The organism is Pseudomonas folii, assembly GCF_014357575.1.
In the GTDB taxonomy this organism is placed as follows: domain Bacteria; phylum Pseudomonadota; class Gammaproteobacteria; order Pseudomonadales; family Pseudomonadaceae; genus Aquipseudomonas; species Aquipseudomonas folii.
In genome coordinates, this window is the sequence record NZ_JACONW010000139.1 from 1 (window position 1) to 14,304 (window position 14,304).

At 57.3% G+C, this 14,304-nt stretch carries 15 protein-coding genes; 5 read left to right on the forward strand and 10 right to left on the reverse strand.

The window, feature by feature from the left end; translation table 11 throughout:
* Positions 1-20: 20 nt before the first annotated feature.
* From H8S59_RS21700 to rplU, 5 genes are all read right to left on the reverse strand, one after another.
* Complete coding sequence (locus H8S59_RS21700) at positions 21-491, reverse strand: CreA family protein (RefSeq protein ID WP_187522765.1); 471 nt, start codon at positions 489-491, stop codon at positions 21-23.
* Positions 492-660: 169 nt separating this feature from the next.
* Positions 661-1,779: a glutamate 5-kinase gene (gene proB / locus H8S59_RS21705; RefSeq protein ID WP_187522771.1), complete on the reverse strand. Its 1,119-nt coding sequence runs from the start codon at positions 1,777-1,779 to the stop codon at positions 661-663.
* Between the two features lie 103 nt (positions 1,780-1,882).
* Positions 1,883-3,106, reverse strand: coding sequence for an Obg family GTPase CgtA (gene cgtA, locus H8S59_RS21710; protein WP_027899708.1), 1,224 nt, complete (start codon positions 3,104-3,106; stop codon positions 1,883-1,885).
* Between the two features lie 234 nt (positions 3,107-3,340).
* Positions 3,341-3,616 carry a 50S ribosomal protein L27 gene (gene rpmA / locus H8S59_RS21715; protein ID WP_002551972.1) on the reverse strand — a complete coding sequence of 92 codons (276 nt, stop codon included), beginning with the start codon at positions 3,614-3,616 and terminating at the stop codon, positions 3,341-3,343.
* A 34-nt stretch (positions 3,617-3,650) separates the two neighbouring features.
* Positions 3,651-3,965 carry a 50S ribosomal protein L21 gene (rplU, locus tag H8S59_RS21720; protein WP_003230856.1) on the reverse strand — a complete coding sequence of 105 codons (315 nt, stop codon included), beginning with the start codon at positions 3,963-3,965 and terminating at the stop codon, positions 3,651-3,653.
* Between the two features lie 240 nt (positions 3,966-4,205).
* On the opposite strand from rplU, the gene H8S59_RS21725 reads away from it, so the two are divergent.
* Positions 4,206-5,174, forward strand: a complete 969-nt coding sequence (locus H8S59_RS21725) for a polyprenyl synthetase family protein (RefSeq protein WP_187522766.1) — start codon at positions 4,206-4,208, stop codon at positions 5,172-5,174.
* Between the two features lie 334 nt (positions 5,175-5,508).
* Positions 5,509-5,751: a PA4570 family protein gene (locus H8S59_RS21730; RefSeq protein WP_095096774.1), complete on the forward strand. Its 243-nt coding sequence runs from the start codon at positions 5,509-5,511 to the stop codon at positions 5,749-5,751.
* A gap of 80 nt (positions 5,752-5,831) precedes the next feature.
* On the opposite strand, the gene bamJ is transcribed toward H8S59_RS21730, so the two are convergent.
* The 5 genes from bamJ to H8S59_RS21755 form a co-directional block, all read right to left on the reverse strand.
* Positions 5,832-6,449, reverse strand: a complete 618-nt coding sequence (gene bamJ / locus H8S59_RS21735; protein WP_187522767.1) for a BamJ family beta-barrel-assembly machinery protein — start codon at positions 6,447-6,449, stop codon at positions 5,832-5,834.
* A 213-nt stretch (positions 6,450-6,662) separates the two neighbouring features.
* Positions 6,663-6,968, reverse strand: coding sequence for a DUF6482 family protein (locus tag H8S59_RS21740; RefSeq protein ID WP_095096780.1), 306 nt, complete (start codon positions 6,966-6,968; stop codon positions 6,663-6,665).
* 125 nt (positions 6,969-7,093) lie between these two features.
* On the reverse strand, positions 7,094-7,582 hold the full coding sequence (locus H8S59_RS21745) for a TIGR00645 family protein (protein WP_027901846.1): 489 nt from the start codon (positions 7,580-7,582) through the stop codon (positions 7,094-7,096).
* Positions 7,583-7,758: 176 nt separating this feature from the next.
* The gene (locus H8S59_RS21750; protein ID WP_187522769.1) at positions 7,759-8,088 is read right to left on the reverse strand and encodes a PA4575 family protein; all 330 of its coding nucleotides are present in this window, start codon (positions 8,086-8,088) and stop codon (positions 7,759-7,761) included.
* A gap of 372 nt (positions 8,089-8,460) precedes the next feature.
* Positions 8,461-10,896: a Lon protease family protein gene (locus tag H8S59_RS21755; RefSeq protein ID WP_187522770.1), complete on the reverse strand. Its 2,436-nt coding sequence runs from the start codon at positions 10,894-10,896 to the stop codon at positions 8,461-8,463.
* Between the two features lie 282 nt (positions 10,897-11,178).
* On the opposite strand from H8S59_RS21755, the gene H8S59_RS21760 reads away from it, so the two are divergent.
* The 3 genes from H8S59_RS21760 to H8S59_RS21770 all read left to right on the forward strand — a co-directional run bounded on the left by H8S59_RS21760 (position 11,179) and on the right by H8S59_RS21770 (position 14,298).
* The gene (locus H8S59_RS21760; protein ID WP_027901843.1) at positions 11,179-11,667 is read left to right on the forward strand and encodes a DUF3015 domain-containing protein; all 489 of its coding nucleotides are present in this window, start codon (positions 11,179-11,181) and stop codon (positions 11,665-11,667) included.
* A gap of 107 nt (positions 11,668-11,774) precedes the next feature.
* Entirely contained in the window at positions 11,775-13,628 is a 1,854-nt protein-coding gene (locus tag H8S59_RS21765) for an Lnb N-terminal periplasmic domain-containing protein (protein WP_095096788.1), read from the forward strand.
* 172 nt (positions 13,629-13,800) lie between these two features.
* Positions 13,801-14,298, forward strand: a complete 498-nt coding sequence (locus tag H8S59_RS21770) for a GreA/GreB family elongation factor (RefSeq protein WP_095096791.1) — start codon at positions 13,801-13,803, stop codon at positions 14,296-14,298.
* Positions 14,299-14,304 lie beyond the last annotated feature (6 nt).

Sequence of the window (14,304 nt, forward strand, 5' to 3'; positions counted from 1 at the left end):
CCCGCTCCTACCGGGAAATCTTACGGCGCGGGAGCAGGCGACCACGGCAGAATCGGAATCGCTGTCACCGCATTCTGCGGACTTCCTTCGATAATCCGGTCGCTATACACCAGGTAAACCAGCGCATTACGCTTTTTATCGAAGAAACGCACAACCTGCATGGTTTTGAACACCAGCGAAGTACGCTCTTTGAACACTTCATCCCCATCCTTCAATTCACCTTTGAAATGAATGGGACCGACCTGACGGCAGGCGATGGACGCTTCGGCACGATCTTCAGCCAGACCAAGACCACCCTTCACACCCCCGGTCTTGGCGCGCGACAGATAGCAGGTCACGCCATCGACCTTGGGATCATCAAAAGCCTCAACCACAATGCGATCATTCGGGCCGACAAGCTTGAACACCGTCGACACCTGACCAATCTCTTCTGCAGAAGCCAGCATCGGCAGCACCAGCAAAGCCCCGAGCAATCCCTCCATTACGCGCATTACGTGTTCCTTATCTTGTAGATATCAGTCCAGCGCTACCCACCGTTGACATGCGATACCCGGTAGGAGCGAACTTGTTCGCGAGACGGCTTTCGCTACAACGCATACAACTGCTCGCGAACAAGTTCGCTCCTAACGGGATCCCGCTTCGCCAGAGCAACGATGGGATTCAAACCAGAATCAGATTATCCCGATGAACCAGCTCAGGCTCAGCCATGTAGCCAAGCACACGCACGATCGCATCCGAAGACTGACCAATAATTTTCTGCGCCTCAAGCGCACTGTAGTTACTCAGGCCACGAGCCACTTCCCGACCATCAGGCGCGACACACACCACCATCTCGCCTCGACGGAAGCTGCCCTGGACCAGTTTGACCCCAACAGGCAGCAGGCTTTTGTGATCCTTGCTCAGCGCAGCCACAGCGCCCTCATCCAGAACCAGCGTGCCGCGAGTCTGCAAGTGCCCAGCCAGCCACTGCTTGCGAGCCGCGAGCATTTCACGCTCGGGAGACAACAGCGTACCCAGACGCTCGCCCGCTTTAAGACGCGCCAGTACGCGCTCGATGCGCCCACCGACAATCACCGTGTGGGCCCCCGAACGGGCTGCCAGCCGCGCAGCACGCAACTTGGTCTGCATACCGCCACGACCCAGCGCACCACCCGTGCCGCCCGCAACAGCATCCAGCGCAGGATCGTCAGCACGCGCTTCGTAGATCAATTGAGCTTCAGGATTGTTGCGCGGATCGGCATCGAACATACCGTCGCGATCCGTAAGGATCACCAGCAAGTCAGCCTCGACCAGATTGGCCACCAACGCCGCCAGGGTATCGTTATCACCAAAACGGATCTCGTCGGTCACAACGGTGTCGTTTTCATTGATAACCGGCACAACACCCAGATCAACCAGGGTACGCAGCGTACTGCGAGCATTCAGGTAGCGCTTGCGATCGGACAGGTCGTCATGGGTGAGCAGAATCTGCGCCGTGTGGCGGCCATGCTCGGCAAAGCTGGATTCCCACGCCTGAACCAGGCCCATCTGACCAATTGCAGCGGCAGCTTGCAGCTCATGCATGGCACTGGGTCGCGAAGTCCAGCCCAGACGGCTCATACCGGCAGCCACAGCCCCGGAGGAAACCAGAACCAATTCAACGCCCGCCTCATGCAGCGCCACCATCTGCTCGACCCAAACACCCATCGCCGCACGATCCAGCCCCTTGCCATCCGCAGTCAGCAAGGCACTGCCAATCTTTACGACCCAGCGTTGGGCACCTGTCACTTTGCTGCGCATCATCTTCCAACCTTAGCCAGAGAATTTTGGTAGATACAAATTCAAGATATCAGATACAAAAACGCCGCTTATCTCTAAGCGGCGTCTAGTTTACTGCAGAGGATCAGTCACGGACGTAAATGATTTCCGGACCGTCTTCATCATCCTCATCTTCTTCGTCCCAATCATCTTCACCGATGTCATGCACACTCTTAACGCCGCTACGACGCAGTGCACGCTTGTCATCCAGCGCCTGCAACTGGGCACGCGCCTCATCTTCGATACGCTGATCCAGCTCAGCCAGCTCTTCAGCATAGCCAGGCTCTTCAGCAATGCGCTGAGCGCGCTCTTCGAGATAACGCATGATGTCGCGACTAAGCTGCTCGGTACCTTCTTTGGCAATGGCCGAGATTACGTAGACAGGACCTGTCCACTCAAGACGATCAACGATCTCCTTGACGCGAGCCTCATGCTCTTCCTCAAGAATCTGGTCGCACTTGTTCAGCACCAGCCAACGATCACGCTCAGCCAGGGACGGACTGAATTTAACCAGCTCGTTAACGATGACTTCCGCGGCATCCGGAGCGCTGCTCTCGTCCAGCGGAGCCATATCAACGAGGTGCAACAACAAGCGAGTACGCGCCAGGTGCTTGAGGAAGCGAATCCCGAGGCCAGCACCACCGGAAGCACCCTCGATCAGACCTGGAATATCCGCAACCACGAAGCTCTTCCAGCGGTCGACACTGACCACACCCAGGTTTGGCACCAGAGTAGTGAACGGATAGTCAGCCACTTTCGGCTTGGCCGCAGAAACAGAGCGAATGAAGGTACTTTTACCAGCGTTTGGCAACCCCAACAGGCCAACGTCGGCCAGCACTTTCAACTCGAGCTTGAGGTCACGCTGGTCGCCCGGCTTACCCGGCGTAGTCTGACGTGGAGCGCGGTTGGTACTGGACTTGAACCGGGTGTTACCCAGACCGTGCCAACCACCCATTGCCACCAACAAGCGCTGACCAGCCTTGGTCAGGTCGCCGATGACTTCCTGGGTACTGGCGTCGATGACCGTGGTGCCCACCGGTACACGCAACACCAACTCCTCACCTTTCTTGCCGGTGCAGTCAGCGCTGCCGCCGTTGGAACCGCGCTCAGCATCAAAGTGACGGGTGTAACGGTAGTCAACCAGGGTGTTCAGGTTTTCGTCGGCGACCATGAAGATCGAGCCGCCATCACCACCATCACCACCGTTAGGACCACCGTTTTCGATGAATTTCTCGCGACGGAAGCTCATGCAACCGTTACCACCGTCACCGGCTTTTACTCGAATCGATACTTCATCTACAAATTTCATAACGCACGCCTCCCGCCACAGGGACGAGCAGAACAACATAAATACATAAGACTCTTGCAAAAATGAGCGTTGCGATACCGATCAAAAACCAGTGACCTCACAGGTCAACATCACAACAGCCCGCACAAACAGTTTTGCAAGAGACTCACCAAAGCCTTTTAAAGCCTACAGCCAACAACCTTCAAAAACGAAAAAGCCCCGTCGCGAGACAGGGCTTTTCCAGCTGCTGCATGATTACGCTGCGGAGACTTCAGTCTTCGGAACGATGCTCACGTAGCGACGACCGAAGGCGCCTTTAACCTGGAACTTGATCACGCCTTCCACTTTCGCGAACAGGGTGTGATCTTTACCCATGCCAACGCCGTAACCAGCGTGGAATTGAGTGCCGCGCTGACGCACGATGATGTTGCCCGGGATGATCGCCTGGCCGCCATACATCTTCACGCCAAGGCGTTTGGCTTCTGAGTCGCGACCGTTACGGGTACTACCACCAGCTTTTTTGTGTGCCATGAGTCAATTCTCCAAATGAGGGATTAGGCTGAAATTAAGCCTGAATACCGGTGATTTTGATCTCGGTGTACCACTGGCGGTGGCCCATACGCTTCATGTGGTGCTTACGACGACGGAACTTGATGATACGGATCTTGTCGTGACGACCTTGCGAGATCACTTCAGCTACAACGGTAGCGCCGGCAACAACAGGTGCACCGATGTTAACGTCGTCGCCGTTGGCAACCAACAGAACGCGATCGAAAGTAACGGATTCGCCAGTAGCGATTTCCAGCTTTTCGATCTTCAGGTATTCACCTGGGGCAACTTTGTACTGCTTGCCACCGGTAACGATTACTGCATAAGACATGGTATTTCTCCGAAAATCCTGCTCACCCAGCTCTTTATAAGTAGAGTATCGGCTGGCATGGCTGCCTGGGGCTGGAAAGGCCCGTCGGCAATTGCGTAAGGCAGGTGCTGCCCAGGAAAGTTAGGGTGCGCGATTGTACGCAAGGCATCAAACGGTTGCAAGGGGCGGGATGTCATACCTTGACACGCTCTGACCCGCAACCTAGCATGCGGCGCAACCCTTCTGGAGCACCCCTCGCTGATGCAACCTCAAGCCTTCTACCGCGCTGTGGCGGACGATTTTAGTGCCGTCGACGTCATTATCAAGAAGCAGCTGACGTCGCGGGTACCGTTGGTCTCGAAAATCGGCGACTACATCACCTCGGCCGGGGGCAAACGCCTGCGTCCGCTGCTGGTTCTTCTGTGTGGCAAAGCACTTGGCCGCGAGGGCGATGACGTCCGTCTGCTGGCTGCCACCATCGAATTCCTGCACACCGCGACATTGCTCCACGACGACGTGGTCGATATGTCAGGCATGCGCCGCGGCCGCTCTACTGCCAACGCGCTGTGGGGAAATGCGCCAAGCGTGCTGGTCGGTGACTTCCTTTATTCGCGCTCTTTCGAAATGATGGTTGAGCTGGGCTCGATGCCTGTCATGAAGATCCTTTCGAAAGCGACCCGGGTCATTGCCGAAGGCGAAGTACTGCAGCTGTCCAAAGTGCGCGACGCGAGCACCACCGAAGAAATCTACATGGAAGTGATTCGCGGCAAGACAGCCATGCTGTTCGAGGCCTCGACTCATAGCGCCGCAGCCCTGTGCAACGCCACAGAAGAGCAGAGCGAAGCACTGCGCACCTTCGGCGACCACCTGGGCGTGGCTTTCCAGTTGGTAGACGACCTGCTCGACTACCGCGGCGACGCTGAGACCCTGGGCAAGAACGTCGGTGACGATCTGGCCGAAGGCAAGCCGACCCTGCCGTTGATCTACACCATGCGTGAAGGCACGGCCGAACAGGCTGCCCTGGTGCGTCAGGCGATTCAGAAAGGTGGCCTGGAAGATCTGGAAAGCATCCGCAGCGCTGTCGAGAGCGCTGGTGCGCTGGACTACACCGCAAAACTGGCCCGCGATTACGTCGCCCGCGCCATCAAATGCCTAGATGCCCTGCCGCCAAGCGAATACCGCGACGCGCTGGTTGAACTGAGCGAGTTCGCAGTAGCGCGTACGCACTGATCGCCATGCGCTGTTAAAAAAGCCCGTCCTTGTGACGGGCTTTTTGTTGGTGATGCGATTTGCTGAGGGTCAGAAATCCTTTGGGAACCGCTGATGACGTGGGACCGGCTTTAGCCGGGAAAGCTGACTGTAAGACTACATAAATGCAGCGACTGTACCTGCCTCTTCCCGGCTAAAGCCGGCTCCACGTCGTCAGCAGCCGAGCGCGAAAATAGAGCCCCGGCCACCTGACCCAAATCAACCACCCAGCTTAAAATGCGAATTATTCTCAATAGAGACTTGCTATTCCGCCAATAAGAATTATTCTCATTGAAACCTTTCAAGGAGAAGCAAGATGACGTATTTGATTGATGCATGGCTGGACCGCCCTCACCCTTACCTGCGGATTCTGCATCGCGAGACCGGTGAAGTGTGTGCCGTGCTGGAGGAGGAAGCGCTGGATGAGCTGCGCGATCAGGGGGATCTGGACGTTAACGAGCTGAGTTCAAGCGAGCCGATCGTGCTGAAAGAGCTGGTGCGTAATCTGTTTCTGTTCTGCTATGCCCGAGCGTTGCGCCCGATTGCGGAATTGCGCTGACATGAGACCAGCCGCTGAAACAGGAGCAGAGCGAGCCTGCGAGACTCGCCCTGCCCTTTACTGATCAGACATGAAGTCGATCAGAGAACGTCGAGCAGCTCGACGTCGAATACCAGTACGCTGTGCGGCGGAATGCTGCCAACGCCCTGAGCGCCGTAAGCCAGCTCGCTCGGTACGTGCAGACGCCATTTGCTACCAGCGTTCATCAGTTGCAGCGCTTCGGTCCAGCCAGCGATAACGCCACCGACCGGGAATTCAGCTGGCTCTCCACGCTCGTAAGAGCTGTCGAATACGGTGCCGTCGGTCAGCATACCGTGGTAGTGAGTGCGAACCTGATCTTCACGGGTTGGCTTGGCGCCAGTACCGGCGGTCAGCACTTCAAATTGCAGGCCGGATGGCAGCGTAGTGACGCCTTCACGCTTGCCGTTTTCAGCCAGGTAAGCCAAACCGGCGCCTGCGGCCTGCTCAGCCTTGGCAGCCGCTTCAGCCTGCATGATTTCGCGGATCACTTTGAAGCTGGCAGACATTTCGTCTTCGCCCACACGGCTTGGCTTGCCACCGAACGCATCGGTCAGGCCAGCCAGGATCGCGTCCAGGTTCACGCCAGGCGGTGGGTTGTCGCGCAGCTGGGTGCCCAACTGACGGCCGATGCCGTAGCTGACGCGGGTTTCGTCGGTGGACAGGTTGACTTCGGACATATCACTGCTCCGCTAAAGGAACGCCTGAACACGGCGCTCCGTATCAAAAGGGCGAGCAGCCTAGCACATATGGGTAAAGCGACCCTATTGCCCAACTCTGCCGCAGGTGACTTGAGCGAGCACCGGACGGTAGGAGCTGACTTGTTAGCGAGGCGGCGTAGCTGAAATTTCTCGCCAACAAGTTGGCTCCTGCCGGAAGCTACGGCTCAACCTTTACCATTTCGAATGAAAACTGATCGGCACTCGTAGCGCTTCGCGCTTATCCACCGGCATGCCGCACATTTCGTCATGGACCACCGCGTGTACCAGATGAAACGGCACTGGGTTGAAGTCCTTGAGAAACTCGCGTGCATGCTCCACCGAGCGTAACCGGACCGTCTCGCCTCGTTCGCCCCTGAGAAGCTGTATGTCGCCCTGAATGCGCGCCTCAAGCAGATAAATCCCGCCTTCGATGGAGATCAGGTTCAATTCGTCGATACTGCCGGCATTGAGATGTACTGCCAATTCATCTTCAGTCACTTTGAATTCCTCTCTCAAGAACACCATCGCTGACCAAGGTAACGGATTTCAGTGGCCTGAAACGACGCCGCCCGTCCATTTTTCAGTGGGCGGGCGGCGTTGTGAAGCATGGGGAGCCACGAGGATCAGTGCTTGGTGACCTTGTCCAGATAACCCATGGCAAATGCCGATACCACGAAGGTCATGTGGATGATCACGTACCACATCAGGTATTGCGGCTCGATGTTCTTGGCGTCCATGAACACCCGCAACAGGTGAATCGACGAAATCGCAACAATGGAAGCCGCCACTTTCATCTTCAGCGATGAAGAGTCCATGGTGCCCAGCCAGTTGAGTTTCTCTTTGCCTTCATCGATATCCAGTTGCGACACGAAGTTTTCGTAACCGGAGATCATCACCATTACCAGCAGGCCACCCACCAGCGCCATGTCGATAAGGGACAACAAGACCAGGATCAGGTCAGCCTCGGCCAACGCAAACACGTTAGGCAGGACGTGAAAGATCTCCTGGAAGAACTTCAGTACCAGTGCCAGCAAACCCAGGGACAGACCGAAATACAGAGGGGCCAGCAGCCAGCGCGAGGCATACATGGCATTTTCGACAAAACGTTCCATTTGAACTCACAGATGCGTGGAGATGGCGGCGAGTATACCAGCCACCCGGCGATTCGCAGAATGTGACCGAAAGCCACGCATGACGAGTTGCAAGCGAGGGTGCGACGTTACCACTGCAGTCTTCCATATCGATCATATGGATCACAAGGCAACGTCGCAGAGCGGTTTGAAACAGGCTAGAAAGGAGAAGAACGCTGGGCCCTGGACACATCGCCGTTGATGCGGCGCAATTCGCTCTGCAGATGCAGACTCCAGATAGGCATATCGTCAACCGCTTCGTAACCGCTGGAAGTCAGACTTTCTGCGATAGCCAGCATCACTGACTCGGCAGCCGGAGCACCAGGAAAAGGCCCTTGGGTCTTGATTGCAGACGGTTGTTCCCCAGTCATCCCAGCAGCGAATAGCAACGTCCACATGCCATTGTCACCAGAAAGGGGGCGTATCACACATTCGATCCGGGTCATCAGACCCATGCATTGGCGGGTAAGGCAGAGGCTACGCGACATGGCGAGCTCCTCGTTGGCTACGGTGTTCGCCGCACTGAAACAGCTGTGAGGCGCGTCAGTCCTTTTGACAACCGTGGTACGGAAACAGAATAGAGGAAAAGCTGAATTGGGAAAGTTTAGGGGATGAACGGCGTGCGCCGAATCCCACAACCACTCCCGTAGGAGCTCACCGAGGTTACGAGGCCAGCGATAGCGGTTGCCTGACAAAACGCTATCGCTGCCGTCGTTACCTCCGACAACTCCTACAGAACAGGCCTGACAGATATCCTGTAGGAGCCATCGGAGTTTACGACGGTCGCGATGGCGGTTTGTCAGGCAACCGCTATCGCTGGCCTCGTAACCTCGGTGAGCACCTACAAGTCCGTGTTTGCGTTACGCCTTCAACTCTGGCGCCAGCTGCGCAGGCTCCTTCTCCAGTTCTTCCCTGAGATCATCATCACTGAGCATCTCGGCGATATCGCGCAGGCGCTCAACCACCCGGGCGTTGATGCTGCCTTCCGGGAACTCGCCATTCTCGTCCGGCTCACCGGCAGGCTCGCCTACCAGCAAACTCAAGGCTTCATCTGCCTGACGCACCGCATAAACGTGGAATTGCCCGGCGCGAACCGCTTGCAGTACACGCTCATCAAGCATCAGTGTCGCAACGTTGGCTTGAGGGATGATTGCGCCCTGCTCGCCTGTCAGACCGCGCGCCTCACAGAGCCGGAAGAAACCTTCGATTTTCTCGTTGACCCCGCCCACCGCCTGCACTTCACCGAACTGGTTGATCGAGCCGGTGATCGCGAAGCACTGCTTGAGCGGCGTTTTCGACAAGGCCGAAATCAGCGTGCACGCCTCGCCCAGGGAAGCACTGTCACCATCCACGTACCCGTAAGACTGCTCCAGCGCGATACTCGCGGAAATCGCCAGCGGGAATTCCTGTGCGTATCGGCTGCCCAGATAACCGGTGAGAATCATCACACCCTTGGAGTGAATCGGCTGGCCGAGGTTAACCTCACGCTCGATATCGACAATACCGCTGCCGCCCGGATAGACCGTGGCGGAAATACGCGCGGGTACGCCGAAGGCCGAGTCGCCCACTTCCAGTACCGTCAGGCCGTTGCACTTGCCGACAGCCGCGCCGTCAGTGTCGATGAGAATGATGCCAGCCATCATGTCATCGAGAATCCGCGCAGACACACGACCGGTGCGCGTGGCCTTGGCCTTGAGCGCACGTTCGATATGACCCGCGTCGGTCTGCTCGTCACTCGCCAGTTGGCGAATGAAATCCGCCTCGCTGACCAACTGAAACAAGTCACCGATTCGCGCCGAGAGACGCCCCTGATGCTCGGCCAGGCGAGCGCTGTAGGTCGCCAGACGTGCAACCGCGTCCGCCGTCAGCGGTGCCATGCCCTCTTCCGAAGTCCGGGTTTTCAGCAACTGGGCGAACTGCTCCAGGGTTTCGTCGTACATCGGGATGTCTTCGTCGAAATCCACCAGCACCCGGAACATCTCCTGGAAGTCAGGATCCAGGTCTTGCAGGGTGTAATACAGCGACCGCGCACCGATGATGATCACTTTGACCTGCAACGGGATCACTTGCGGCGTCAGGCTGACCGTGGCCAGACGCCCCATTTCACCCAGCGGCGACTCCATTTTCAGCTTCCGCGATTGCAGGGCCCGCTTGAGGGCGTCCCAGACAAAAGGCTCGCTGAGCATTTTTTCCGCTTCGAGAATCAGGAAGCCGCCGTTGGCGCGATGCAATGCCCCTGGCCGCAACTGGCGGTAAGTGGTGTAAAGCGCGCCCTGATCCGTGCTGTATTCGATACGGCCAAACAGGTTGTCGTAAGTCGGATGCGGCTCGAACACCACCGGTGCGCCACCACTGGCCGAGTGGCCCACAACCAGACTCGGGCTGTATTGCTCTTCCAGCAGCTTGCGCGCCTGAGCATCGGTCTTGCTGTCGTCGACCAGTTGTTCGACCACGGTTTTCAACAGGTAAACCTGCATCGCCTGCAAATACGCGCAGACCGCCGCGTTCTCGGCGTACTGCTCGGACAGCGGAGCCAGCAGTGGCTGAAGCGCCAGGGTGATGGTTTCTTCGTTCAACTGGCGCAGTTGATTGCTCGACTCGCGCTTCCACTGCGGCAGGCTGGCAAGTTCTTCGTTCAGGCGCTCTTCAAGGGCTGAGATGTCTTCATGGAAGCGCTCACGATCAGCTTCCGGGAGTTGCGAAAACTCGGCTTCATCCAGCGCCTTGCCGTCCAGCATCGGGGTAAAGGCGATGTTGGTGCTGTCACGGTACAGGGCGATGTCTTTTTCCAGCGCCAGACGCTCGATGACGTCCAGTGCCTTGTCGTACCGCTGATTGAAAGCGCGGTCGATGGAGCTTTTCTTCTGCTGGTACGACGGATGCTCGAAAACGGCCGGGAAGGTCGACAGTAAGTTATCAATCAGCCCACCAATATCAGTGATGAACTGATGCGCGCTGCCCGGTGGCAACTCCAGCGCACGGGGCTCGCGGGGTTCGTCGAAGTGGTTGACGTAAACCCAGTCGCTCGGGGTTTGCAGGCGCTTGCCTTCAGCCTTTAGGTAACGCTTCACGAACGAAAAACGCCCGGTGCCGGGCTCACCCATGACAAACACGTTGTAACCGGGGCGCGGCATGGCCACACCGAATTGCAAAGCTTCTACTGCTCGTTCCTGGCCGAGCACACCGCGAAAGGGCTCCAGATCATTGGTCGTCGAAAAGCTGAACTGTTCAGCGGAAAAAGGACGTGTCAGCGCTTCGGGCGCAAGACGCAGGCTGGCAGCAACAGTATCGGGCATCGGGCATCCTTACATCAGGCGGGGCAGATGGCGGCATTCTGGCGCTCGCTGGACTCGACTTGCAAGACAGTAAAGAACTCAAGTCGTCACAAGCCTCGCGGTACGCTGGCCAGAGCGTTAGATCAATGAGGTTTTTTTGATGAACATTTTGTAATAAAAGGCGGAACCCTTGGATAACGCCTAAGCTCAAACCTTGGCGCACCAGACATTTAACACTGGCCGCCTTGGCGCGACTGAAGCCATGAACCCTGACCCTTGGTTGAATATAAAGAGAATAAAGCTATGAAACGGATTCTTCTTGGTAGTCTCTTCGCAGCTGTTTCCATCAACGCTATGGCCCAGGCTCCTGGTGGCCCGGATTGCGGCTGGGGCAACATGTTGTTTGAAGGTCAACGCGGTACTCCCGCTCATTTCCTCGCATCAACCACTAACGGTACTTCGGGCAACGCCACTTTCGGCATGACCTCGGGCACCAACGGCTGCTCCACCAACAGCGCACTGACCTACGGCGGTAAATCCTGGATTGCCATGAACGGCATGATGGACGAGCTCTCCAAGGACATGGCGATGGGTCAAGGCGAAGCACTGACCACTTACGCGGTAGTGCTGGGCGTAGCACCGGAAGATCGTGCGCATTTCGCCGCCGTCACCCACGAGCACTTCAACCAGATTTTCAGCAAGGCAGACGCCACCGCTGAAGACGTTCACACCAACACCCTCGACGTACTGAAAAACGATCCAACCCTGGCCAAGTACGCTACCCAGGCATAAGCTCGTTGCGCCCGCCCTCCCACCCGGAGGGCGGGCTTTTTGTTGCGTTCACGCGCTAGACTGCTGACTTCCCGATCCCCTGACGATCTCTTGAATAGTTGCTTTCCATGCTCAAACGCCTTGTGTATCTGGCGCTCTGCGTCTGCACCCCGCTGTCCGCCGCGCAACACGCGAGCGATGAACGTTTGCAGCAACTGGCCAATGAGCCATTCTGGATTTCATTAGGGCATTACGAGACCGCCAAGCTGGGTGGCTGGCGCAGCTATGTTGACGACCCGAAATTCTTTCTCTCGGCCAACGGTGAACACGACCCGAAGGCGGAGCTGAGCGCCACCGTTGATGCCCTCTATGCCCCGGCAAGCGCGGGCGAGAAACACGCCCAGTGTGTTTATCCGGCACGGACACGCTGGCTGAAGGACCAATTGCAGCTCAAAGACCTGCCAGCCGTAGAGTGCAAAGAGTTCACTCAGTGGTTCAAGGACGTTGCACCCGACAGCGCCGTGATGATCTTCCCCGCCGCTTACCTGAACAGCCCGTCGTCCATGTTCGGTCACACGTTGCTGCGCATCGATCAGGCTGATGTAAAAACCAACAACACCGCCCTGCTCAGCTATGCGATCAACTTCGGTGCCTACATCGAAGGCATGGACAACAGCATTCTGTATGCATGGAAAGGGCTGGCGGGCGGTTATCCCGGCCTGTTCGCGCTGGTGCCTTACCAGGAAAAACTGTCGGAATATCGCAGCCTGGAAAATCGCGATCTGTGGGAATACCACCTCAACCTGACCCCGGAAGAAACAGGGCGCATGGTTGAACACGTCTGGGAGTTGAAGCAGATCCGCTTCGGCTACTTCTTCTTCGACGAAAACTGCTCTTATCGTCTGCTGGAACTGCTGCAGGTTGCCCGCCCCGGCTTGAAGCTGACCGAGCAATTCCCGTTGACCGCTATCCCGACCGATACCGTCAAGGCCGTCAAAGCCGCTGGCCTTGTCGACAAGATCGACTACCGCCCTTCCCGCGAGCGCGAACTGCTGGAGCGTGCAAAGCCGCTGAACAGTACCGAGCAGCAATGGGTACTGGACGTCAGTGCCGATCAGAAGCAACTGCAAAATCCTGAATACCTTGCTCAACCCAAAGAACGCCGTGCGTTGATTCAGGATGCCGCGTATCGCCTGGAGCGCTACCGCGCCAATGGTCAGGAGCGTGATGCCGGACGCGCTCAGCGCAGTTTCGAGCTGCTGCGGGCGATCAATCAGAACCCGCCGCCTGCACTGGACATCCAACGCCCCGGCTTACCCGAAGACGGTCATGAATCCCGGACATGGCAGGCTGGCGTCGGTACCCGTGATGACAAGGCCTTCGCCGAGTACGGGCTGCGCATGGCGTATCACGACCTTAATGACAATGCCTATGGCTTCCCGCTGGGGGCGCAGATCGAGATTCTGCAGCTCAAGCTGCGCCAGTACGAAGGCAACCACTGGCAGTTACAGCAGCTGGATCTGGCAACGATTCGTTCGCTGACGCCACGCAATGCGCTGCTGCAACCCTGGTCGTGGCAAGTGACCGGAGGTCTGGAGCGAGTGCTCGGTAAGCACGGCGATGAAACCCTGGTTTCCCATGTGAACGGCGGCGCAGGCGGCACCTGGCAGTTGGGCGAGGACGTGTTGGGTTTTGCGCTGGGCACGGTTCGTGTCGAGCACAACAATGACTTTGCGGAATTCATCTCCCCCGCTGCAGGTTTCAATACCGGTGTGCTGTGGCGTAATCCGTTGGGCAATCTGAGCCTCGAAACCAAAGGCGACTACTTCACCAACGGCGAGGTTCGCCGCAGCATCAGCCTCAACCAGCAATGGGAGCTGTCACGCAACCTCGGCCTGCGCCTGAGCGCCCAGCGAGAGTTCAGCCAAATGAGCTCACCGCAGAACGAAGTGATGCTTGAGGTGAAGTGGTATCACTATTGATTGATAGGCGGTGCGAGTACCTGTAGGTGCTGCCGAAGGCTGCGAAAGCATTCATCCTGACACGCCCCCATCGCAGCCTTCGGCAGCTACTACAGGGAATAACATCTGCGTAATAATCAACGAAACTTATCCCCCGCGCCCATGGCCCAACCTTCATTAGAGGAGAAAAGTCATGAGCCGCGCCTTCGTCAATGAAGACAATGCTGCTGCGGATGCCGACCAGCCGGTCGAGCGCCTGATCAGCGAGCAACCCAATTACGTTACCGCCAGCGGTCTGGAGCATTTGCAGCGCCGCGTCGCCGAACTTCAGGCCCATCACAGTGAGATCGCTGCGCTGGATCAGGACAACGACAAACAGCACCTGGCTGATCTTGAGCGTGACCTGCGTTACTTCAATCAGCGCCTGCAAAGTGCGCAGGTGGTGACCCCCGCGATTTCCACCGAGAAGGTTCAAATCGGCAGCTGGGTGACCTATGCCGATGAAGACAACACTGAACATCGCGTCCAACTGGTGGGCGAGGATCAGGCTGATGCCGCCGCAGGTTTGATTAACTGGGCCTCGCCGTTGGGCCGTGCCTTGATGGGCGCGCAGCTGGGCGACGAAGTGCTGTGGAAGCGCCCGGCCGGGGATCAGGATATCGAGATTATTCTGATTGAACCGGATGTTTAGGTACGC